The organism is Bacillus cereus group sp. BfR-BA-01453 (genome assembly GCF_022662915.1).
Taxonomy (GTDB): Bacteria; Bacillota; Bacilli; order Bacillales; family Bacillaceae_G; genus Bacillus_A; species Bacillus_A paranthracis.
The window spans coordinates 42,214-64,048 of record NZ_JAKUEN010000005.1 but is presented as its reverse complement, the minus strand read 5'-3'; the positions used below and the strand labels follow the sequence as shown (position 1 = coordinate 64,048).

Genomic DNA, 21,835 nt, shown 5'->3' with positions numbered 1-21,835 from the left:
TATTCTTCATTATACATGAAAATCCCTTTCAAAAAGTGACAAAAAATTTAATTCTTTCAAAATTTATTTTTCAAATTATAATTATTATAACTACTGTCATATTTTCCCCAGAAAGGGTGTGTACTTATTGCAAAAACGTTCATTGACTTACTATTTAGGATCGAAAATATGCATTACTCTCGCAGACATCGTATACATAATGATTATTACAACTCATATGTATATCACAACGAAATCAGCTACATTAACTGCTTTTTTTCCATTATTACAAGTCATAACTAATCTTATAGCAAATACATCTGCACCACTTATAATGAATCGTTTTCCATCTTATTCATTACTGTTTACACTACAATGGATAAAAACTGCTCTATTATTTTTATTAATGATATTATTCCCGGTCCTTTCCACAAACATTGTAGTACTATTCATTTTCATTTTTTTCATTTCATTATGTAGTGGCTGGAGCGCTCCATTACTATACGGTATTCTTCCGCGCCTTACACCGAAAGAAAAATTAGTAAAAGTAAATAGTATTTTTTCCTTTTCCACACAAATTGCCCAAGCCGCTGCTTATTCATTTACAAGTGTTATTGTGCTTCTTATCGGTGCTTCTTCTACACTCATGATGAATAATATTTTGATGATTTTCGGATGTGTTGCACTACACTTTTCATTACAATCCATACATACTGAACGAGTAATAGAGCCTTCTTCTTCAAAAGGTGATACTTTATTGGAAGGTTGGAAGCTCTTATTTCAAAACCCTTCTCTCCGTACTGTTACATGTATGGACTTAATTGAAACTTTTGCAGGGACGATATGGATCGGTGCTATTACGATGGCTTATGTAACAACTGTCCTTCATAAAGGAGAAGAATGGTGGGGATTTATTAATACAAGTTATTATGTTGGGACGTTAATTGGCGGTCTATTAGCGTGGAAAATGAGTACATACATTCAAAACAATTTAATACGCTCTATGGCGATAGGCTCTCTTCTGTTTAGTATTCTTACATTTTTATATGGTATAACAAGTAGCGGGTTTATTGCGCTATTCCTATGCATTCTAATGGGCCCATGTTACCAAATTAGAGATATTTCTCAAACAACTGTTTTACAATCCAGCGTTGCTCCATCTTTATTATCAAAGATGTATACAGCTCACGGCGCTCTTCTCTCAACAGCTTCTGGCCTTTCTATGCTGAGTGTTGGCATTATTACCGATTTGTTCGGTGTTCGTACAATCTATATTCTCGCTTCAATCCTTATATTGTGCTCTGCTTGTTTATCATTTAACTTATTAAAATATGATAAGACAAAGCAAAAAAACATGTTACTTTAATGAACAAAATAAATAAGACAGGATTTCCTGTCCTATTTATTTATGATAAGTTAGGAGATTTCCGATGCTTTGTCGCTTGTTCAAAAGCGTATGCGAGTTTAATTAAAGTCCCCTCACGAAAAGCAGTGCTTGCAAGCGTAATTCCAAATGGTCTCCCGTTATCCATATATCCCGCAGGTATTGCTATAGACGGATAACCTGCTTTCGCACATATAGTGGAGCCTATATAAGAAGGGAACAGAATCGCATCAAGATTATATTTTTCCAGTGCAAAATCAATGCCTTGTTCTTGTGAAAAATATATATCTTCTAATCTCGCATTCAAATACTCTGGATTTCTTAACGTATTAGGAAAATCTTTTCTTCTTTCTAACTTAGTTTGTCCATATTTCAAAGCCCTTTCTGCTATATTTTCATTAAACTCCATTAACTCTGAAATAGAATGTACTGGAATAGTAGAAGGTAATTTCGAAAGATAGTTATCTAAACTATGCTTTAGTTCATAGAGCGATACTCCCCAGCTCCATTCTCTATGAAAAGATGGAATATTAATATCCTCTACGACTGTCGCACCCTTACTATGCAATACTTCAATTGTTTCCTTAAACAATTTTTCATCATACTCACCAGTTTCATAATATTCTTTTGGTGCGTTGTTATATACACCAATCTTTGTTCCATTTAACCCATTAACATCAAGGTATTTCGTATAATCACGCTCTGCTATCCCTTCACTTTTATGAGTAGCTACATCTTTCTCATCTACCCCAGTTAAACTCCCTAGTAAGATTGCTGCATCTGTTACGGTTCTAGCAAATGGACCGGCTGTATCTTGCGAATATGTGAACGGAATAATACCTCTACGACTAATTAAACCAACAGTCGGTTTAATACCTACTACAGAGTTTTGAACAGCTGGACTCAAAATAGAACCATCTGTTTCTGTTCCAACCGATACTACTGTAAAGTTAGCAGCAACTGCTATGGCAGATCCTGTACTTGAGCCACCAACAATCATATCATCGTCACCTGTACCGTAAGGATTGATTGTTTGACCACCTCTTGCACTATATCCAGCCCACATTTCAAAAGACATTGCATTTGCTAATTCTGTCATATTTGTTTTCCCGATTATCACTGCCCCTGCTTCTCGCAGCTTCGTAACGAGAAATGCATCTTCACTACTTATATGTTGTTCTAGCGCAATTGTACCTGCACTTGTATGCATAGAGTCATTCGTTTCAATATTATCCTTAAGTAAAACCGGTATACCATGTAATGGACCTCTTTTACCTTTAATCTTTCTTTCATAATCTAACGCTTCAGCAATAAAGATGGCTTCTGGATTGATTTCTAAAATAGAATTAATTTCCGGTCCATCTTGATCATACTTTGCGATTCTATGAAGGTAATACATAACTAGTTCTTTTGAAGTTAACTTTCCATCTTCCATCGCTCTTTGTATATCATGAATTGTTAATTCTTTTTGTAATAGTGTATTGAACTGCATCTCCATTTTCATTCTCCTTCTATAACCCTTTATTGATAGCATTTCTCTATTACTTTTTCATTTTCTCCGCTCCTCACATATACAACTACAATCCCTCTATAAGAATTCAACTTACCAATATAAAAACCTTTTATTTCCTGAAAAATAAAAAGAGTCTGAAACGTATAAACGTCCGCTTCAGACTCTTTTCTTACTTTACATATACTTCATCTAACAAATGTAAAAACTCACCTTGTTTCCCTGCTAATTCAGGGTATTTCGCAATATCAATCCATTCGTAGCAAAATACTAAGCCTTCATCTTCCTCACCGGCACTTACAATATGTTCCCAACTATCTTTTACATCTGTTAGTAATGTTACGTGGAAGAAATGGCGTTTTTGATATTCCTTTTTTTCTTTCACATGTATGATGTAATCAGCTAGGAATCGTTCTATGCATAAATGACGTAATCCAGTCTCTTCTTGTACTTCACGTAAAATCGCTGCTTCTAATGTTTCCCCTTCTTCCACTGTTCCTCCTGGTATTTGTATACCAGCTTCAGGTATATCACGATGTTTAAAAACAAGCAGTTGCATAACTCCTTCTTTTTCTCTTGTCACATATGCGTGTACTTTTTTATTATATAACACCGTCATAACCCTTCTCTCCCCTCAATTGTTCACTGCGCTACTTCTTCAAGCGTGAGTTGATTTTCATATAAATATGTAGCTTGTGGATTCCCCACATACCTTACATGCCATGGTTCATATCGATAACCAGTAAGCGACTCCTTCTCTTTCGTATATCGAATGACAAAACCAAATTTATGGGCATTTTCAGAAAGCCACTGCCCTTCTTTCGTTTCACCAAAAATTGTCTCTAACTGAAACTTAGCAGATTGCGATGTAATATCCATAGCAAGCCCCGTTTGATGTTCACTCGTTCCAGGAACTGCACTCGACATCGCTGTTTTTGCTTCTCCATCTTGCTTTTTATACATCGTATTTAACGCTTTTTGTCGATCAAAAGATCTAAATCCAGAAACTGCAAATAAGAAAACACGCTCCTTATCCGCTTGCTGAAACATTTCCTCAAGCGCACCGGCTGCCTCTTTCCTCATTTTTTTCTTTTCTTGATCACCTTCACTTGAGTAGCGCACTTTCGGAATAACTAAATCTGGCGGTTTATACCCATCTGGTAAACGCCTATTTTTATTCACAAGCACAAGCATCGAATTCGGATTACTAATTACCGCAATATCCCCATCCATATTCGCAATCGTTTCTTTCGCTTTCGGAAATATGTTATTTACATTTACCTCGCGTGCCTGCTTATCCTTATACATTTTATAATTGACTCCTGCTACTCCAACAATGAGTATCATCGCTACGATACCAAGTAGTATCCATCTTTTTTTCATATAACGACCTCTTATTTTAATAATTTGGCCATTTCATACTCATCGATGTTCTCTCCATCGATAATAAGAGAAGCTCTTTTGACACCTTCTTTCTCAAATCCAACTTTTGTATATAGTGCCTGAGCTCTTGTATTGTGGGCCATTACCGTTAATTCTAAACGCCATATATCTTGTAATCTTGCCCACTTCTCGACCTCTTTAAACAATCTAGTCCCAATACCTCGCCCGCTATACTCTTGCAAAATACCAATTACAATACTTGCTACATGTCGCTTTCTTTGAATATGATTTCCATTCACTAAAATAAATCCTACTATTCTCTCTTCTTCAACTGCTACGAATATTGTTGTATATTTATTTTCTATAAAGCGATGAATCATTTGTTCTTGTTGCTTGGCTGTAAATTTTCTTTCTCCTGGTTCGTATAACATAAATTTCGTTTCTTTATCTAATTGCTTACTTAATTGCAAAAATGATGCTGCATCTTCTATTTGGATTTCCCTAATCACTTCAATCACCCTACCAGTTTCATAATAAAAAGCTTTCCTTGTAAAAAGATTTTCTCTACTTTCCCGAAAATCCCTTTATAAATCTCCCAGTATAATTTGACAAATTTCGATATTACTATAACAACGACAAATTATGTCTATTCTGTGACGTCTCATCATTACAAAAAAACGCAAGCATTACACTCACGTTTTTCAGACTCTCCCACTAATTTAAGATCACTTTATCCATTCACCTTTTCTGCCTGCCAAAAATATTCACCAAACGCTTTAGCAAGTACATCAATCGATCGGTTTAGTTCTTCCTCTGTATTATCTACGCCACCAACTTCAATTAATATCGCTTGTCCTGACAAATCTTGATTGTAGACACCATTTCCTGTTTGGAATCCTTTTTGAATGACACCACGACTAACGCCTGGATATTTCTTACTAATGGTCTCATGTAATGCCGTTGCTAATTGCAAGTTTTTTTCATAGTTTTTGTTACCTTTCCCTACTACAAACGCAAGCTTCGCATATGATTTATCACCGATTATTTTTGTCGTGACATTTTTCCGAGCACTATCACGATGTAGATCAAAGAAGTATTGTAATTCTTTATTGCCGGCCATTGCTTCTTGTACAATTTCCCGTGACATTTTATAAGAACTATTACTATTTAACCCTTTACTAATCAACTTTTGCCCAACGTCAGTCTTGTCGTTAGTTGCTCCGATTCCTTCATTTGCTAATTGTTCACGAAATCGGTCGCCGACTATTGAAATATTCGTTACGGAACTTGTTGCTTTATTCGGATTTGGATCATTTGTTAAATTCAATAATGGCAAATAAGATTCCCAGCTATGCGAATGATAAATAAATGCAACTTGTCGTTTTCCTGTCGTTTGAGCTGGTTGCTTTTTCTCTTTATTCGTATCCGGCTTTTGAGCCTGTCCACCTTCTCCAGTCCGTTCTTTTACTACTTCTTCAAGTGGAACGCTCGACTCTATAGGCAAGTTAGAATAATTTGTTCCTTCACCCGCAATAACAATTTCTGTATCGTACTTACCGAAACCAGGTAGCTCTTTACCGACAAAACTGCGTACATCGTTAAAACGAATATTCGTAGCCATAGAAAAGAGAAACGAAGATATTGAAAAATCTTGATTTAAATTTCGATATTCCTGTGTAAAATAATGATTCTCTTTCCCAAGAACGTACATGTAACCATTCATTGATAACTCATTTAACCAATTATATAAATACGTTGACTTTGTCTCTTTCATAGAGGTTACCATCATACTAATAAGAAAAAAAGTCGCTAGTACTGTAGCAATAATAAATAATACTAACTTACGTACACTCGTGAATTTCACATAAAAAAAGCCTCGATTCATACTATCACCTCTCTATTTCAAGTTATGTACAAGCTCTAGAGAATAGACCGTCTAAATTCAGGCTATATTGTTAATGAGGTGAAATGAATTGAAGCTACTAATAGGAACATTACCCATTGTATTATCATTTATTTTTTATTGGCTCGCTAAGCATTCTACAATCCGCGTTGTGTTACATATTTCAGCGTACTTCGCACTTTATGTACTCGGTACAATTATTTCTATTCATATATATGATGTTTTAATGCAAGATTTAGTTTTTATGACAAGCATTCATGGAATTTTATTAAATCCATTTTTTCTTATTTCAGGAGCATATATAGGGATATACACTTTATACCTACTATTGTCTTACACTATTACAAATATAAAAAATGGAGTGTAATGAGATGCGACCACCGTTCATCTGTCATAACTGCAAAAAAAGAATTACGCGAAAGAAAGATCTTATTACTACCACATGGTACTTCCGCTTTTATGTATTTCATAGTGATTGTTTTAAACGACAGCAAGTGTTTCTCTCACGATTTATCCCTGTGAATACACTTATTAATTTCTTTCTTATTATATATGGGCTGATTGTTGGTAGCATTCTTATGACTGCAGAGCCAGCTATCATTTGGCTTATTTTCTTACTTCCAATTTTATATCGGTTTCTTTCATATTATTATGTTGAACGTTTTTTCTCTAAATGAAAGTTAGACTTTCCTCTAGGAATACTTAAACATTCCCAATCATTTTCTTTTAACATTTTACCGATATAAATCATTTGGCCTATGTGCAAAGCATAATGAGAAATTTGTCTTTCAATTGCTTGCATAACAGTTTGCGCTTCACCGCGAATATATACCGTCTGTAATAAATGTTCCGGCGTTAGCATATTCATCGTTTTAAAAACATATTCCCATCCTTCATTCCATGCTGCGAGTACCTCTTCCTTAGAAGAATAACCACCTTCAAATTCAGCATCTCGGTTACGATCTATTTTTTCACCGTCAGATGTTAAAAAATCCGTCCATCTAGAACGCATATTACCGCGCAAGTGCTTAATTATAATTGCTATGCTATTTGTTTCTTCATGAGAAGACCATTCAATCTGTTCATATGATAATTGTGAAAGCACCCGTTCCCCTTGTTTCTTTGTTGCTTTAAAATTTGAAATGGCACATTGTAAATATTCTTGTCCAATATCCATGTTCTCCCGCCTTTACATTAACTAATTTTTGTTCCATTTGGTAATTCCATATTAGGCTGCAGTAATACAACATCACCAGCTTCAGGTACTCCTCCTAAAACAAGCACTTCTGATTTAAATCCAGCTACACGTTTTGGCGGGAAATTTACAACAGCAACGATTTGCTGACCAATTAAATCGTCCGGGTTATATCTCTTCGTAATTTGAGCACTTGACTGCTTCATTCCAAGCTCTCCAAAATCAATTTCTAGTTTAATCGCTGGAACTCTCGCTTCTTTAAATTCCTCTGCATGTGTTACAGTCCCAATCCGTAAATCCAAAGTTAAAAAATCTTCAAAATTAGCCATTTTATCACTCCCTTCATTTATTACTTAGACAAAACAAAAAAATCCCCTTTAAAAAAAGAAAGGCGCCTAAGCACCTTTCTTTTGTAGTTCACTTGATTCATTTGATTTATAGAAGAAGAAACCGAGAATGCCGCCGATACATGACGGGATTAACCATCCTATTCCTTCTTTATATAATGGTAACATTTGTAACACGTTAGAAATCGCTTCAATTTTAATATTCGCACTTTCTAAACCGTTAAAGAAACTAACTAACAATGCACCTAAAATAGCTCCAATATAAATAGTATTACGCTTCCCAATCCATTTATGGAAGTAAGAAAGTACAATTAATACGATTGCAACTGGATAAATGATCATTAACACTGGTAAAGTAACTGCAATTAATTGTGTTAAACCTAGGTTAGATACAATTAAACTAAATACACATACCATTGTTACAATCGTTTTATGCGAAAGTTTTGGGAATAAGTTTGTAAAGAAGCCAGCACAAGCTGATGTTAATCCAACAGAAGTTGTTAAACAAGCAAGTACAATAACAAGTCCTAATAAAATTTTACCACTTGTTCCATATAACTCATTTACAACATTCGTTAAAATAAGTCCACCATTCTCTGATACCCCAAGTGATGTACTTGTTGAACCAAGATAAGCAAGTGATAAATAAATTAACGTTAAACCAAGTACAGCGATAATACCTGATACTACTGTTATTTTTGCAATTTGATTACTCTCTTTTATTCCTTTAGAGCGGATAACTTGTACAACTACAATTCCAAATACAAGCGCACTAATTGCATCCATCGTTAAATATCCTTGAATAAATCCACCAAAGAAAGCATTTTCCTTGTATGCCTCTAGCGGTGCAGCTGGTTCTCCAATCGGATCAACAATTGCCTTTCCGACAATTACAGCAACAATTAATACTAACAATGGTGTAAGAAATTTCCCGAACCAATCCACTAATTTTGATGGATTTAAAGATAAATACCACGTTATTCCGAAGAAAATTATCGTGAAAAGAAATAGCATGTACCATTCGGAAACTAATGCTTCTGATAAAAATGGCTTCATACCCATTTCAAATGAAACAGCTCCCGTACGCGGAATCGCGAAAAAAGGTCCAATCGCTAAATAACTAATTAATGGGAAAACAAACGCAAATATAGGGTGAACTCTAGAAGATAGCGCTTTCAAGTCCCCCTCTACAAACGCGACAGCTGTTACAGCTAATAGGGGTAATCCGACTCCCGTTACAAGGAAGCCAATTGTGGCAACCCAAACATTCTCTCCAGCTTGTTGCCCTAAAACTGGTGGAAAAATTAAATTTCCTGCTCCTAAAAATAGTGCAAATAACATTAAACCAATTGCTACCGTATCACCTGGCCTTAAACGTCCCTTCATGCTTTTCATTTGCATAGCACTTTTTCATTGTTTATCTCTATTTTCACAATATGCTATGCATCCTCCTCTCTGCTCAAGCTGATAAAATATGCCCCTTACAAAGCAGTGTCTTTCTCCATAATTTCTCCATTCCCCTTATTCTTACTCTAATTATTAATTTTTGATTTTTTTGAATATTTAACTCATTAGAGTGGTATTACGTGGAGTATAGTTGTCAGACCTCTTTGTTTTTATCACACATATAGTAACATATTTAGTTGAAAAATAAAAACATATTTTCAAATTGATTTTTTTGAAAATCAAAATTATCTACATTTTTTATTCTTTTACATAAATATTGTTTCAGCCTCACTTATTATCCTATCGTTATTTTTAAATAACTTTATACATGTAACATAACAAAAGCCGTCCACTTCAAAATTAGACGGCTTTTGCATGTTACTCTATCGTTTCAACTTCACGTGGATTTTTCATCTCTTCCACATACACAACTCTAAATCCGTGATCTTCTAAATCTTTCAATAACACCTCTAATTCACCATCGTTAAACTCTTCTCCTAATGTAAACATGATTCTACGAACTAATAAGGCATCATTATCAAAAGTCATTAAACTTTGAATACCTGTATATTTTTTTAATACAGTCGATAATTTTTGAATGGCCCCGTTATAATCCTGTGTCCCTATCATGACAGAATATTTACTAGAATGAACGCCCCAAGCATCTTCTAATAGCTCAAAAACTTTTTTATGCGTTAAAATCCCAAGAAAGACTCCTTTTTCATCAACTACTGATAAATAAGGTAATTTTTTTATTGTAAAAAATACTTTAAAGAACGAAGAATCTTCTCTGACATATCCTTCTTTATCGTTTAATAGTTGTAATACACTCTCTTCCAGTGAACCTTTATATTCTAAAATATCTACTTTATATATATTCCCTAAATATTTCTCTTTTTTTTCATCTAAAACTGGTACACAACGATAACCAGTTTTATTTAAATGCTCTAGCGCTTCCCCTACTGTAATTGAACTTGAGCAAAATAAAACTTCCCTTTTCGGCACATAATTCCCTTTAATCCTCATAAACAGCCTCCTTATGTTAAAATACTTTCTGTGCCATAACTATATTATATTTTCAGAAAAAAATAAATAATTTATTTTATTTTTCTGAAAATTATTCGTTTTCTTGTCATAATTTATTCACGTTTCATTCAATTCTATCCACTACAATACTAAACTTCTTTAAGAAAAATATATTGTAACTTACTCCGAAAAAAGCTAAAATAAGAATAAGAATTTTCTGAATATTCAAAGAGTAGGTGATTACATGTCTTTATTGCGCTCACATATATATAAATTTATCGTTGGTGTTCTCATTATATTTATCATTAGTCCTATTCCAACTTTATTCATTACACATAAATACTCATACATCACCGGCTTTATAAGCATTTTCCATAACTTCGCACAACTTTCTTCGATGACAGTTCCAAAGATTGATTGGATGCACGAATCTATCTTTTTCTCAGCAAATCAGATGGTACATACTGCTAATCATTCAACACCGTTATTCCCTTACATATGGGAAGTATATTTTTTATCGATTGTTCGTTTTACCTTTACTCTAGCGATTGGATTCTTCATCAGCTTAGGCATCGGCCATTTATTTTTTAAAGCACCTCATTCGGTAAAGAGGTTCACTTCTTTATTAAGATGGATACCGTACTCTTTTTGTACTGTATTATTACAATGCTCAGTCTTATTACTACTCCTATACATCGCAAACTTTATAAAGCTTCCTTACTACTCATCTTTTATCATCGTTTGTAGTACTTCCATGATTATCGTTATGCAAGCAATAAAAAAATGGATTCCTTTCTTAAGTAATACAAATGAATATGAAATAAAACAATCTTCTTTCCTTGTAGATACATTGTTTTTGGCACTTACTTCGAATCATAAATCTATTTTAGGTTCCATTATACTTTCATTCGTTTTTATGGAATGCATTTTTCACGCAAGTGGACTATTGCAATTTATCGTTCAATTCGGCGGGAATGCACCTATTATTGTTACAATTAGCTTATTGCTTTTGTATATCCCGTATTGCATACTCTCGTTCCTTCAAACACTGTGGACGACAAACTACTTTAAACAACAATCATACGCTTTAACGAGAAGTATTCCAAAACCTTAATTTGAAATAACCCTCTATAATCTGAAAGTAGGGGGTTATTCCTTTTGTATAGCGGACAAAATAACAGCAAATTCAAAAACCATTGCAGAAACATACCAATATTTACCCTTTTTCTTTGACTATTCTTTTCATTTGGATTTATTATAAAAGTATAACATAATTGCAGGAGGTGACATCTTTATTCCAAGCGACGGAATAGAGAATACACTTGGACATATTAAATATTTTTCTCATCATTGTACTTATCCTTATTTCCGGCTTTTTCGTTGCATCAGAATTCGCTGTTGTAAAAGTACGAAAAAGTCGAATTGACCAGCTTGCAAATGAAGGCAATAAACAAGCTTTAGCTGCAAGAAGTGTCATATCTAATTTAGATGTTTATTTATCAGCTTGTCAGCTCGGGATTACAATCACTTCTTTAGGGCTTGGTTGGCTTGGTGAACCGACTGTGGAACATTTACTACGACCGCTCTTTGAAAAGATTAATATTACTGGAACAATGGCAAATACTTTATCCTTTATTATCGCTTTTAGCGTAATTACATTTTTCCATGTTGTATTAGGTGAATTAGTTCCAAAGTCTTTTGCAATTCAAAAAGCAGAGGCAATCACACTTAAGTTTGCACGACCACTTATTTTATTTGATAAAATTATGTATCCGTTCATTTGGTTACTTAATAGTACGGCTATCTTTTTCACAAAACTACTCGGTTTAGAACCTGCGAAAGAAAATGAACTGGCCCATTCTGAAGAGGAACTACGACTCATTTTAGGTGAAAGTTTCAAAAGCGGCGAAATAAATCAAGCCGAATATAAATATGTAAATAATATTTTTGAATTTGATGATCGAGTTGCGAAAGAAATTATGGTCCCTCGTACAGAAATGATTTGCTTATCTACTGAAAATACGTTAGAAGAAAATATGGATATCGTCGCAACTGAAAAGTATACACGCTATCCTATCATCGAAAAAGATAAAGATGATATTATCGGTATGATCAATACGAAAGAAGTATTTCATGATCAAACGAAAGGCATTCATAAGCCACTTGAATCTTACATACATCCAGTACTAACTGTCTTTGAAACTGTTCCCATTCGCAAAACGTTAGTTCATCTACAAAAGAATCGCGTTCAGATGGCAATCGTCATGGATGAATATGGTGGTACTGCTGGCCTTTTAACAATGGAAGATATTCTCGAAGAAATCATTGGAGAAATTCAAGATGAGTTTGATGCAGATGAATCACCTATGATTGAAAAACGTACGCCTAAACTTACTGTTCTAGATGGAAAAGTACTTATTTCTGAAGTAAATGATATGTTTGGCTTACATATTGATGAAAGCGACTTAGATACAATTGGAGGCTGGCTATTATCGCAAGCAGTTGACGTAAATATTGAAGCTGGCTACTCCATCGAATATGCCGGTTTTCAATTTAAGGCATTAGAACTTGATGGACATCAAGTGAAAAAAATTGCTGTACATAAATTAGATATAAAAAAGGAGTTATAAAGTGACTGTTTTCTTAACAATCTGTATCATTGCCTGTTTCATTATTTCATTCCTAGCTTTTATTTATCCTATTATCCCGGGCATCCTAGCCGTCTGGGCTGGATATTTCATTTACCATTTTGGTATAAATGGCGGAGAACTAACGATTTCTTTTTGGATTATTCAAGCTATTTTCACACTATTCATTTTCGTTGCTGATTTTATTGCAAATGGATATTTCTTAAAGAAATACGGTAGTTCTAAATGGGGCGAACGTGTCGGAATGATTTCGATCATTGCCGGATCTTTCTTCTTCCCACCATTCGGACTTATTATCATACCATTTTTAGCGGTATTTATAACCGAATTAATGCATAACAAAGCGCCAAAAGACGCTTTTCTTGTAGGAGTTGCTACTGTAGTTGGTTTTTTAAGCAGTACAGTAGCAAAAGCCATTCTCCAAATCATTATGATTATCATATTTGTATGTTATATCGTCTTTTAACCATCCCATTTTCGGGATGGTTTTTTAATAGGAAATACCTACCCGGCTATTCTCATATTGGTTTTCACTACACAGGTTCCACGTAAATTGCGCTGTATCACCAACTGTTATTTTTTCTCCTCCTTCTGGTAATACATCTTTTTCAGTTCGATATATACCTGTCACATCACCGTCAATTAAATGCGTCGGACAAACGACCGTCCAGCATAAATTACTACTACTAAGTATCTTATATGCAGCTAAATGATCTTCTGCTGCTGTTGTCGACTTTCTCTTTGATTCCGTTGATTGAAAACGATATAAATTTAGATTTGTTCTTGCTTGTAAAATACCGGCTGTTCCTATTGTAATGATTTTACGAACTCCTTCTTCTTCCATTTTCTTTATAATTTGTGGCATACTCTTCGCTAACGTCCCATTTTGATCCGTTCCAAGTGTACTAATTACTATATCGCTTCCTTCTATCGCTTTCTTTATATCATTTTCATTTAATACATTACCTTCTATAACTCGTAATCTTTCATGATTTATTTCTACTCTACTTGAATCACGCGCTAATGCAGTCACTTCTGCTGAATCTTTTAATGCTAATTTAATTATGTTTGAACCTACTCGCCCTGTTGCTCCCAATATACATACTTTCATTTGTTTTCCCCCTCTTTCATTCTTTCTCTATTTTTCAATAATCTCAATCAATTTACAACAAAAAAGCTTCCTCACATAAAAGAGGAAGCTCTATTATTACATTATTTCTTTTCTTTAGAATCCGTAGACTTCTCAGTTCCACTTGTTTCTTTATCCTTTTTATCCTCTTGTTGTGTTGTTGTATCGTCTTCTTTCTTCTTGTCCTCACCTTTACTACAACCTACCATTAATAAAGAACTTGCAAGTGCCATAGCAGTTAATGATTTAACCCATTTGTTCATTTGCGTTTCCTCCTTTTGATAGAATATGTACAATCCCATATTACTCTCTATTTTTAAAGGAAAGATTGAAAAATAGTAAATAAACGGTAAATATTTGTAAATTTTCTGATAATAACTATGTACATATAGTCATTTTTCTCCACGAAAAGTAAAAAACTAAGGCGCCTATCTTTCCGCCTTAGTCTCTTATGCAAACTTCTCATTTTCATATACATGTTTAATCTTATACTCTTTCTTCACGACATATTGCCATACACTATAGGCATAACGATTCATTTTCAGGAAGCAGTTTTCTAAAAACGAGCGAAATTCTGGATTTGCAACTTCAACTGCCACTTGAGCAAACTTTAACGCTAACCGTTTCAAATGCGAAATATAACAAGTTGCAATATAAATATCACCTGTATATTTACTATCAGTTTCCTTTTCCATTTCATGAAAATGAAATAAAATTGGTTCACAAGTTATATGCTGTACATTCTCTCCTTCTTGAAAATTCACTTGTTCATTATATGCTTGCAACATATATGGTAAATGATGCTGTAATAGCTCCTTTAATTCTTCGTCTCTTACCTGTCCTGTATACTCCCCAACCTTATATATAAGCATATAACTATACCTCATCAATTCTTTCATACAATCCATGAAAGTGCCTCCCTACTTTTTGTCTATATGCTATAAATATGATGCTATAACATTTGCTATTCTTGCTAAAAACCAATCCCATTTACTAATTTTCTCAAAATCTTCTTCCGAAAATCTTTTTGATTTATGGAAGTCTTCTTTTAGTCGATCCCATACGTCAGCAACAACTGTTTTATCATATACGACACAATTAGATTCACAATTTAAATAAAAACTTCTATTATCAAAATTCGCTGTACCTATATCAACAATTTCTCCATCAATGATTGTTACTTTCCCGTGAAAAAAACCATTCCGATATTGATAGATCTCCGCCCCAGCATGGTTCATCTCTCTCAAATACGGATAGGCAGCTTGTTTTAACAATACTGCATCACTTTTAAATGGTACGAGAATTTTCACATTGACACCGCGGTTTAATGCACCTTTTAACTCTTTCATCATTTCTTTACTTGGTACAAAATATGGTGTAGCAATAATTAAAGACTTTTTAGCCTGCTTTAAAAACGCTCCATATTTTTCCCATAACCCTTTTCCATCTGAAAATAAATATTGATATTTTACATTCCCAATTGCAGGTAGACTTTCATGTACAGGCATTTTTTCTCCCGTATCTTCTTTCCAGTCAGCAGCAAATTTTCTTTCCATATCCGTGGCACCATTCCCCTTAACTCGCACATGATAATCACGCCACTGGCCAAATTTCGGATCTTGTCCAAGGTATTCCTTTCCGATGTTAAAGCCGCCGATATATGATACTTTTCCGTCTATCGTAACAATTCGTCTATGATTTCGCTGATGCAACGAATAGAATAAATGTTTCAATTTAGGTTTTTTACTAAACGTAAACTGGACACCATTGCTTTGTAGTTGACGAATTACCTTTTTCTTCAGCTTATATCCACCTATTCGATCGACTGACAATTTCACTTCTACTCCGCTAGATGCCTTTTTCTCGAGCAACTGCAAAAACTCTTTGCTTATTTCATCTTTACCTACAATATAAAAATGGATATATATGTACTTCTCCGCATTACGTATATCCTCAAATAAATTCGTATATAACTCTTCACCGTTCGTATACAGTTGAAATTCACCTAATCGAACTTGTCCTACTTCATATTCACTAGCCATTTTTTTCCCCATTTCCACATCGATGTTCATCCAAATGAATACACCTATTACACAAAGGATTACAACGAAAAAGTGTTTCATGGATATTTTCCTTTCTCCACTTACTGTTATTTCTATATCTTCCCTTTTTTAATACAATATCATTCAAGAAAATATGTCATTGCATGATATATGTCCATATCAAACGATAGCTCATTTGCATATTGTATGTTGTATCTTAAAATAAAAGGAGGAAATAACAATGGGCTTCGCACATGGTAATGGATTCGCGCTATTAGTCGTATTATTTATCCTCTTAATCATCGTCGGTGCTGCTTGCTTCTGCTAAGTAGTTATTGTCACATGATATGCGGATAGAAAAACTATAAAAGCGGACACCTATTTTTAGGTGTCCGCTTTTCATATGAAGAACATTTCGCTCTGTTATAATACCTTTAACAACTAAATATTCAATTCAAAAAGTTAGTAATGTAGCTACTTTCTTACTCTCTGCCTTACGTATATGACGTTGTTCTGCACGTAACACTGCAATGCGATGCAATTCTTTCTCTTCTTCTGTTTCAGGGATTACTCGCGGCACAGGAACTGGATTATTCTCCTTACTCAGTGCAACAAAAGTAACAAAAGACGTTGCTGCGATACGCTTCTCACCTGAAATTAAATCTTCCGCTACTACCTTCACAAATACTTCCATAGAAGTTCTACCCGTCCAAATTACAAAGGATTCATAACTAACACAATCTGAAGAGCGAACAGGATGTAAGAAATCTACCCAATCCATAGAGGCTGTGACACATTCTTTTCTTGCATGCCTCGTTGCTGAAATAGAAGCAACCATATCCATCTCGGCTAATATCTTTCCACCAAATAGCGTATTGTGATCATTTAAATCTGTTGGAAATACTCGGCTCGTTTTAAACACTCTGGACTCATTAGCTGTTTTTCCCTTTACTTCAGTCATTGTTATCACCTCTTTAATTATTTAACCCGCTATTTGTAGACAATAAGAATCCCACCACAAAATTCGGCTAGAGCAAAGAAGTTTGGCAAGAGTTCCCTTCCCCATTCACACTTGAACAGTATGAGCCTATTACAACTACTCATTTAATATTAACAACATTCAGAACTCTTAGTCCATAAAAAAGAACCGATGTGATCAATCGGCTCCTCTAAATACATATTGCTCTTTCGGCTGTTCAACTTTATTCCATTTCGTTACTTCTAAAACAGGAATATTCGCATGGAACGGCTGATAAAATTCAGTAGAAATTTCTCCCTCTATTTGAATCCAATCATCGTTTTTCCATTCTACCCCTTCTGGTTTTTTCACTAACATACCATATACACCCGAATCTGCTACACAATGTATAATACCGAAACGGAATAAGAAATATTGTTCTTTTTTAGAAGAATCATCTTTGAAAACAAAACCTTTAAATGATAATTTTTTCCCAGTAAATTCGCCAGGATAATTATAAATTGTTTCCATTCCCTTTAGAAAGTTTTCATCATTTAAAGTAACACTATCTTTCGTTACAAACTCTTTCTTCCCTTTCTCCATTACACCACGGTATCCTTCTTTTCCGTAGTATATACTCGTGTCAGGTCTTAAAAATTGCCTTCTCATAAATGGATCTGTACTTTCCGCTTGTGCAACAGGAAAGTGAAACCCTTTCGCTTTAACAATATCAGAATCTAACGTTGCAATCGGGAAAAATAATCCTGAAACAATCGGAAAACAAAACAATGTGTACGAAAATACTTTTTTCCACCATGTATTCTCATCTTTTGAGTGGTCATGCCCGCAATGGCTATGATCACAACTACAATCCTGTTTTCCTTGTTCTTTCTCATGTTCTTTTTGGAAAACGATAATAATTTGAACGATCGTTAAGAAACCTAAAATAATAGCTGCTGTTGTTGATAAATAGGCATACTTCATATTGATATACTTCGTAATATTACCTGAAATATGAAGCTGCGCGATTAAGATTGTAAAACCTAATAATATATATGCTCGAAACATAACCTACCACCCCATCGCATAAATGAGTAGTGAGCTTGCATAAACAACAAGTGTAACTGTAACTGTAACGACAATTACAAATTTCGTTTTAAATGTCGCAAGCATCATAAACATATTTTTAATATCCACCATCGGTCCATATACGAGGAACGCGACAAGTGATGCTGTTGAAAAAGTACTTTGGAATGATGAAGCAATAAACGCATCTGCTTCTGAACAAAGTGATAAAATGTAAGCAAGTCCCATCATAACAGCAGGTGAAGAGAACGGCCCTTGCCCTATAGCAAGTAGTGTTGAAGTTTGTACGAACGTTTGAACTGCCGCTGCAATTAACGCACCTAATACTAAATATTTTCCCATCGAGAAAAATTCCTCAACAGCATGCGTACATACATCCCACATTTTTTTACGTAATGGACGCTTATGATTCACTTCTGGGAAGTGATCATCTCGTAATTGATGTTCTTTAAACATAAATGATAATATAATTCCAACGATAATTGCTACGATAATCGCTACAATAGAACGATACCATACCATGTGCATACTACTTCCAAAGGCAACATATGTTGCAAATAATACGACCGGATTAATAATTGGCCCAGTTAACATAAATGCAATCCCAGCATATGGCGGAACCCCTTTTCCGATTAATCGCCTAACAATCGGAACGATTCCACATTCACACCCCGGAAACATCATCCCTAAAAAAGTAGCCATTAAAACAGACAGAAATCGATTTTTCGGCATCCATTTTGCTACCATATCTTCTGTCACAAACATTTGAATGAATCCTGAAATAAATACACCAATGAGCACAAAAGGAAGTGCTTCGATCAATATGGAGATAAAGATTGTATTCATTTGCAGGAATGCTTTCGGTAATTGAAACAATTCCATGATGTATTTCCTCCAACTTTTCATTAACAATATGTAATTTTAACCCCATTTTATGAATTGAACAAGACTTATACGGAATTCAGCCCTCTCATATACATTACATTTTATAGGTTTTATTCTATTCGAAACTTTCGATTTCATAGCAAAAAAGCTGCTCTAGCGCAGTTATGCAACTATGCTAGAGCAGCTTTCTTACCGTTAAAAGTAACGTTTCTTCCAAAATACAAATGCTAAAGCGCAAGATAATGTTGCACATATTATAAGTACAATTACAAAACCTTGAGCCTCACCTTCAAACGGAACCTTTACGTTCATTCCAAAGAAACTAGAGACCATCGTTGGTAATGATAATATGATTGTAATAGACGTTAACAGCTTCATAACACTGTTTAAATTATTTGATATAACGGAGCTAAAAGTATTCATCATTCCACTTAAAATGTGACTATATATTTCCGCCATTTCAATCGCCTGTTTATTTTCGATTAATACATCTTCTAATAAATCTTGATCGTCTTCATACATTTTTAAAAATGTACTGTTACGCATTAATTTTTGAATTACAATTTTATTCGCCTTTAATGATGTTGTAAAGTAAACTAAACTTTTTTCAAGGCCTAGCAATGTGAAAATCTCTTTATTTTTCATCGATTTATTTAATTGGTGCTCTAAATCAATTGTTTTTCTGTTAATTTGCTTTAAGTATCTTAAATAATAAGTAGAAATCGTATATAAGAGCTGAAGTGCAAAGCGTGTCTTTTTAAACGTATAAAATTCTTTAATACGTTGATTAATAAAACGTTCAAAAATTGGATTTTCTTCTAAACAAATTGTCACAAAGCAATCTGGCATTACAATCATACCTATTGGAATCGTGTCATAAATCGAATTTCCTTCTTCATCATGTCTAACCGTTGGAATATCCACGATTATTAAAGTATTATTGTCTTCCTTTTCAATACGAGAGCGTTCTTCATCATCTAAAGGGTCTTTAATGAAATCTAAGTCCACATTTAAAGTTTGTACTAGATATTGAATTTCTTCTTCCGTTGGATGAAGTACATTAATCCAGCAACCCTTTTGCATTTCCTCAACCTCTTGTAGTTTTCCGTTTCGGTCTGTTAAATAAATATTTAACATACTATCACCCCGATTCTTTTTACATGTAGGAATCTACCTCTCTTACATAACAGTTTTTGAACCGCCATTCTCAGCATATGAAACATACGTTTAAATTTCAATAGAAAAATTATTTTGAAAACGTTTTTATAAGAAAAATATTATAAAGTGAAACTTTAATCAGTGGGGGGGCTTCATCCCCCCACTGATTTTCAGCCCCACCAATCGGGCTTTTACGGGCAGCCCGCCCCCAACCAAACTTCTTTTCTTTCGCTGAATTTTGAGGTGAGGATCTTACTGCCCGTTAAAGCGGGATAAACAAAGAAAAAGACAGAGTGCTCTCTGCCTTAAAAAGCTTATGTTGCCTTTATAACATATTTAGAAAGCATCCACAAGTTAAAGCCAACTGAAATCGTATAACCTGCGTATGTTGAAATAATAAAACTTACATAATCGAAATACGGTAGCAATACAATATTTAAAATTATCTTCACAATAATACCAATCACTAATCCTAGCACTGTTTTCTGTTGCTGATTAATTCCTTGTAACATCGCAGCAGTTACTGTAAAAAGAGAAAATAGTATACAGGCAGGAGCATAATACTGTAATATAATTCGCCCCATCTCCGGATCATTTCCGGCACCGAATAAAAGAGTATATACTGGTTTTGCTAACACCATCATTCCAATTGTCGCTGGTACTGTAATCCCTACTACCAATAGATTCGTCCTCGTAAAATGTTTGTACAGTAACTTCACATTTCCTGCTGTATAAGCTTTTGTCATCTCAGGTACGAGTGACATACTAAAAGCAGTCGCAACGGAAACTGGGATAAGTACAACCATCTGAACAAGTCCAATTATTGCATTAATCTTCTCTGCTTCTCCTTGCATATATCCCATTTGTATAAGCAATTTATTAATTGTAAATGTGTCGATCGTCTGATACAACGGAATTGCTAAACCAACCACAACAAATGGTATTGAATATGTAAAGAGCTCCTTATAGAGTGAGAAAAAAGATTTCGTTGTTTGTGGTATACTTGCCATTTCTTTTTTCTTTAAGTGCTTTCTTCTCCTTATGTAATACGCACTTAAAACAGTTAGTCCACCTACCGCTCCCATAAAAGCACCGAATGTTGAAATACCAACAGCTAGTGAGATAGAGGCTTTTAAAATATATAAAACGACAAAACTTCCTATCAAAATGGTTAATACCCGAAAAAATTGCTCTACAACTACACTTAGAGCAGAAGGCCCCATCGATTGGAACCCTTGAAAAAAGCCCCTTAATAAACTCATTACTGGTACAAGTATTAACGCAAAACTGACAATTTGAATATTAGTAGTGACCGCCGCTACACTATTCCCCGTTTGATCATTTCCATCGATTACAAGTTTAGCCAAATGCGGAGCTAGCATATATAACGTAAAACACGAAATAACTCCCATTATAAACATAAACACCATTCCACTTTTCAGCACTCTCTTAACCGTATGATAATCATTTAGTTGATCATATTTTGATACCATCTTTGAAACCGCAAGTGGTAATCCCATCGTCGCAATGCTGAGCATAATCGTATATGGACGATATGCATACGTGTATAACACGTACCCACTCGTACCGACCATAGCTGTAAATGGTATAACATATATAAACCCTAACATTTTAGATATCATCGTTGCCATTGTTAAAAATATCGTTCCACGTATAAACGGTGACCCTTTCATCACATTCCTCCGCTACGCTTTATTATTACACATTATGGACAACTCCTTTTTTTTAGAACCGA

At 34.4% G+C, this 21,835-nt stretch carries 25 protein-coding genes; 7 read left to right on the top strand and 18 right to left on the bottom strand.

Features of this window, described 5'->3' with window-relative positions; all coding sequences use genetic code 11:
• The first annotated feature begins 127 nt into the window (after positions 1-127).
• Entirely contained in the window at positions 128-1,345 is a 1,218-nt protein-coding gene (locus MR070_RS12620; protein ID WP_242261424.1) for an MFS transporter, read from the top strand.
• A 40-nt stretch (positions 1,346-1,385) separates the two neighbouring features.
• Here MR070_RS12620 and MR070_RS12615 read toward each other — a convergent pair whose 3' ends face one another.
• The 5 genes from MR070_RS12615 to spoIIP form a co-directional block, all read right to left on the bottom strand.
• Positions 1,386-2,861: an amidase family protein gene (locus tag MR070_RS12615; RefSeq protein WP_242261423.1), complete on the bottom strand. Its 1,476-nt coding sequence runs from the start codon at positions 2,859-2,861 to the stop codon at positions 1,386-1,388.
• A gap of 184 nt (positions 2,862-3,045) precedes the next feature.
• Positions 3,046-3,492, bottom strand: a complete 447-nt coding sequence (locus MR070_RS12610; protein WP_242261422.1) for an NUDIX hydrolase — start codon at positions 3,490-3,492, stop codon at positions 3,046-3,048.
• Positions 3,493-3,515: 23 nt separating this feature from the next.
• On the bottom strand, positions 3,516-4,256 hold the full coding sequence (locus tag MR070_RS12605; RefSeq protein WP_242261421.1) for a M15 family metallopeptidase: 741 nt from the start codon (positions 4,254-4,256) through the stop codon (positions 3,516-3,518).
• 11 nt (positions 4,257-4,267) lie between these two features.
• A complete protein-coding gene (locus tag MR070_RS12600; RefSeq protein WP_242261420.1) occupies positions 4,268-4,765 on the bottom strand; it encodes a GNAT family N-acetyltransferase in 498 nt (165 codons plus the stop codon).
• A 221-nt stretch (positions 4,766-4,986) separates the two neighbouring features.
• The gene (gene spoIIP, locus MR070_RS12595; RefSeq protein ID WP_113741764.1) at positions 4,987-6,141 is read right to left on the bottom strand and encodes a stage II sporulation protein SpoIIP; all 1,155 of its coding nucleotides are present in this window, start codon (positions 6,139-6,141) and stop codon (positions 4,987-4,989) included.
• 88 nt (positions 6,142-6,229) lie between these two features.
• Here spoIIP and MR070_RS12590 point away from each other — a divergent pair, with 88 nt between their 5' ends.
• Together MR070_RS12590 and MR070_RS12585 are read left to right on the top strand one after the other, a co-directional pair.
• Entirely contained in the window at positions 6,230-6,526 is a 297-nt protein-coding gene (locus MR070_RS12590; protein WP_078420058.1) for a hypothetical protein, read from the top strand.
• A 4-nt stretch (positions 6,527-6,530) separates the two neighbouring features.
• Complete coding sequence (locus tag MR070_RS12585; protein ID WP_242261419.1) at positions 6,531-6,836, top strand: permease; 306 nt, start codon at positions 6,531-6,533, stop codon at positions 6,834-6,836.
• Here the strand turns inward: MR070_RS12585 and MR070_RS12580 are convergent.
• From MR070_RS12580 to cbpA, 4 genes are all read right to left on the bottom strand, one after another.
• Entirely contained in the window at positions 6,809-7,336 is a 528-nt protein-coding gene (locus MR070_RS12580; RefSeq protein ID WP_139895543.1) for a DUF1572 domain-containing protein, read from the bottom strand. The two genes, MR070_RS12585 and MR070_RS12580, sit on opposite strands and share 28 nt — an antisense overlap.
• A 17-nt stretch (positions 7,337-7,353) precedes the next feature.
• A complete protein-coding gene (csaA, locus tag MR070_RS12575) occupies positions 7,354-7,683 on the bottom strand; it encodes a chaperone CsaA (RefSeq protein ID WP_139895544.1) in 330 nt (109 codons plus the stop codon).
• 66 nt (positions 7,684-7,749) lie between these two features.
• Positions 7,750-9,087 carry a branched-chain amino acid transport system II carrier protein BrnQ4 gene (gene brnQ4 / locus MR070_RS12570; RefSeq protein WP_396021588.1) on the bottom strand — a complete coding sequence of 446 codons (1,338 nt, stop codon included), beginning with the start codon at positions 9,085-9,087 and terminating at the stop codon, positions 7,750-7,752.
• Positions 9,088-9,525: 438 nt separating this feature from the next.
• Positions 9,526-10,173 (bottom strand): cyclic di-AMP binding protein CbpA, encoded by a 648-nt coding sequence (gene cbpA / locus MR070_RS12565; RefSeq protein WP_044790767.1) that lies wholly within the window; start codon positions 10,171-10,173, stop codon positions 9,526-9,528.
• Between the two features lie 244 nt (positions 10,174-10,417).
• Between cbpA and MR070_RS12560 the strand changes: the two genes are divergently transcribed.
• The 3 genes from MR070_RS12560 to MR070_RS12550 all read left to right on the top strand — a co-directional run bounded on the left by MR070_RS12560 (position 10,418) and on the right by MR070_RS12550 (position 13,287).
• Positions 10,418-11,287 carry a hypothetical protein gene (locus tag MR070_RS12560; RefSeq protein ID WP_044790766.1) on the top strand — a complete coding sequence of 290 codons (870 nt, stop codon included), beginning with the start codon at positions 10,418-10,420 and terminating at the stop codon, positions 11,285-11,287.
• Between the two features lie 208 nt (positions 11,288-11,495).
• Complete coding sequence (locus MR070_RS12555; RefSeq protein WP_000353747.1) at positions 11,496-12,803, top strand: hemolysin family protein; 1,308 nt, start codon at positions 11,496-11,498, stop codon at positions 12,801-12,803.
• Between the two features lies 1 nt (position 12,804).
• Positions 12,805-13,287 (top strand): DUF456 domain-containing protein, encoded by a 483-nt coding sequence (locus tag MR070_RS12550; RefSeq protein WP_000215661.1) that lies wholly within the window; start codon positions 12,805-12,807, stop codon positions 13,285-13,287.
• Positions 13,288-13,311: 24 nt separating this feature from the next.
• Here the strand turns inward: MR070_RS12550 and MR070_RS12545 are convergent, their stop codons facing one another.
• The 4 genes from MR070_RS12545 to cls form a co-directional block, all read right to left on the bottom strand.
• Positions 13,312-13,932, bottom strand: coding sequence for an NAD(P)-dependent oxidoreductase (locus MR070_RS12545; RefSeq protein WP_242261418.1), 621 nt, complete (start codon positions 13,930-13,932; stop codon positions 13,312-13,314).
• A gap of 101 nt (positions 13,933-14,033) precedes the next feature.
• A complete protein-coding gene (locus tag MR070_RS12540) occupies positions 14,034-14,213 on the bottom strand; it encodes a hypothetical protein (protein ID WP_001045960.1) in 180 nt (59 codons plus the stop codon).
• Between the two features lie 186 nt (positions 14,214-14,399).
• The gene (locus MR070_RS12535; protein WP_139895546.1) at positions 14,400-14,858 is read right to left on the bottom strand and encodes a spore coat protein; all 459 of its coding nucleotides are present in this window, start codon (positions 14,856-14,858) and stop codon (positions 14,400-14,402) included.
• 30 nt (positions 14,859-14,888) lie between these two features.
• Positions 14,889-16,073, bottom strand: a complete 1,185-nt coding sequence (cls, locus tag MR070_RS12530; RefSeq protein ID WP_000680142.1) for a cardiolipin synthase — start codon at positions 16,071-16,073, stop codon at positions 14,889-14,891.
• A 160-nt stretch (positions 16,074-16,233) separates the two neighbouring features.
• On the opposite strand from cls, the gene MR070_RS12525 reads away from it, so the two are divergent.
• On the top strand, positions 16,234-16,320 hold the full coding sequence (locus MR070_RS12525; protein WP_000505094.1) for a YjcZ family sporulation protein: 87 nt from the start codon (positions 16,234-16,236) through the stop codon (positions 16,318-16,320).
• A 126-nt stretch (positions 16,321-16,446) separates the two neighbouring features.
• On the opposite strand, the gene MR070_RS12520 is transcribed toward MR070_RS12525, so the two are convergent.
• The 5 genes from MR070_RS12520 to MR070_RS12500 form a co-directional block, all read right to left on the bottom strand.
• On the bottom strand, positions 16,447-16,953 hold the full coding sequence (locus MR070_RS12520) for an acyl-CoA thioesterase (RefSeq protein WP_000141167.1): 507 nt from the start codon (positions 16,951-16,953) through the stop codon (positions 16,447-16,449).
• Positions 16,954-17,148: 195 nt separating this feature from the next.
• Positions 17,149-18,018, bottom strand: coding sequence for a TIGR03943 family putative permease subunit (locus MR070_RS12515; protein ID WP_000488049.1), 870 nt, complete (start codon positions 18,016-18,018; stop codon positions 17,149-17,151).
• A gap of 3 nt (positions 18,019-18,021) precedes the next feature.
• The gene (locus MR070_RS12510) at positions 18,022-18,918 is read right to left on the bottom strand and encodes a permease (protein ID WP_000418724.1); all 897 of its coding nucleotides are present in this window, start codon (positions 18,916-18,918) and stop codon (positions 18,022-18,024) included.
• A gap of 198 nt (positions 18,919-19,116) precedes the next feature.
• On the bottom strand, positions 19,117-20,058 hold the full coding sequence (locus tag MR070_RS12505) for a magnesium transporter CorA family protein (RefSeq protein WP_000932394.1): 942 nt from the start codon (positions 20,056-20,058) through the stop codon (positions 19,117-19,119).
• A gap of 335 nt (positions 20,059-20,393) precedes the next feature.
• Positions 20,394-21,773 (bottom strand): putative polysaccharide biosynthesis protein, encoded by a 1,380-nt coding sequence (locus tag MR070_RS12500; RefSeq protein ID WP_070805842.1) that lies wholly within the window; start codon positions 21,771-21,773, stop codon positions 20,394-20,396.
• Positions 21,774-21,835: the final 62 nt, after the last annotated feature.

Bases quoted from the DNA above. Each gene is read 5' to 3' on its own strand.
- MR070_RS12505 (WP_000932394.1), bottom strand. From the start codon at position 20,058: ATGTTAAATATTTATTTAACAGACCGAAACGGAAAACTACAAGAGGTT.
- csaA (WP_139895544.1), bottom strand. From the start codon at position 7,683: ATGGCTAATTTTGAAGATTTTTTAACTTTGGATTTACGGATTGGGACT.
- spoIIP (WP_113741764.1), bottom strand. From the start codon at position 6,141: ATGAATCGAGGCTTTTTTTATGTGAAATTCACGAGTGTACGTAAGTTA.
- MR070_RS12610 (WP_242261422.1), bottom strand. From the start codon at position 3,492: ATGACGGTGTTATATAATAAAAAAGTACACGCATATGTGACAAGAGAA.
- MR070_RS12545 (WP_242261418.1), bottom strand. From the start codon at position 13,932: ATGAAAGTATGTATATTGGGAGCAACAGGGCGAGTAGGTTCAAACATA.
- MR070_RS12605 (WP_242261421.1), bottom strand. From the start codon at position 4,256: ATGAAAAAAAGATGGATACTACTTGGTATCGTAGCGATGATACTCATT.
- MR070_RS12520 (WP_000141167.1), bottom strand. From the start codon at position 16,953: ATGACTGAAGTAAAGGGAAAAACAGCTAATGAGTCCAGAGTGTTTAAA.
- MR070_RS12580 (WP_139895543.1), bottom strand. From the start codon at position 7,336: ATGGATATTGGACAAGAATATTTACAATGTGCCATTTCAAATTTTAAA.
- MR070_RS12560 (WP_044790766.1), top strand. From the start codon at position 10,418: ATGTCTTTATTGCGCTCACATATATATAAATTTATCGTTGGTGTTCTC.
- cbpA (WP_044790767.1), bottom strand. From the start codon at position 10,173: ATGAGGATTAAAGGGAATTATGTGCCGAAAAGGGAAGTTTTATTTTGC.
- MR070_RS12500 (WP_070805842.1), bottom strand. From the start codon at position 21,773: ATGAAAGGGTCACCGTTTATACGTGGAACGATATTTTTAACAATGGCA.
- MR070_RS12525 (WP_000505094.1), top strand. From the start codon at position 16,234: ATGGGCTTCGCACATGGTAATGGATTCGCGCTATTAGTCGTATTATTT.
- brnQ4 (WP_396021588.1), bottom strand. From the start codon at position 9,087: ATGAAGGGACGTTTAAGGCCAGGTGATACGGTAGCAATTGGTTTAATG.
- MR070_RS12515 (WP_000488049.1), bottom strand. From the start codon at position 18,018: ATGTTTCGAGCATATATATTATTAGGTTTTACAATCTTAATCGCGCAG.
- MR070_RS12615 (WP_242261423.1), bottom strand. From the start codon at position 2,861: ATGGAGATGCAGTTCAATACACTATTACAAAAAGAATTAACAATTCAT.
- MR070_RS12535 (WP_139895546.1), bottom strand. From the start codon at position 14,858: ATGGATTGTATGAAAGAATTGATGAGGTATAGTTATATGCTTATATAT.
- MR070_RS12585 (WP_242261419.1), top strand. From the start codon at position 6,531: ATGCGACCACCGTTCATCTGTCATAACTGCAAAAAAAGAATTACGCGA.
- cls (WP_000680142.1), bottom strand. From the start codon at position 16,073: ATGAAACACTTTTTCGTTGTAATCCTTTGTGTAATAGGTGTATTCATT.
- MR070_RS12540 (WP_001045960.1), bottom strand. From the start codon at position 14,213: ATGAACAAATGGGTTAAATCATTAACTGCTATGGCACTTGCAAGTTCT.
- MR070_RS12510 (WP_000418724.1), bottom strand. From the start codon at position 18,918: ATGGAATTGTTTCAATTACCGAAAGCATTCCTGCAAATGAATACAATC.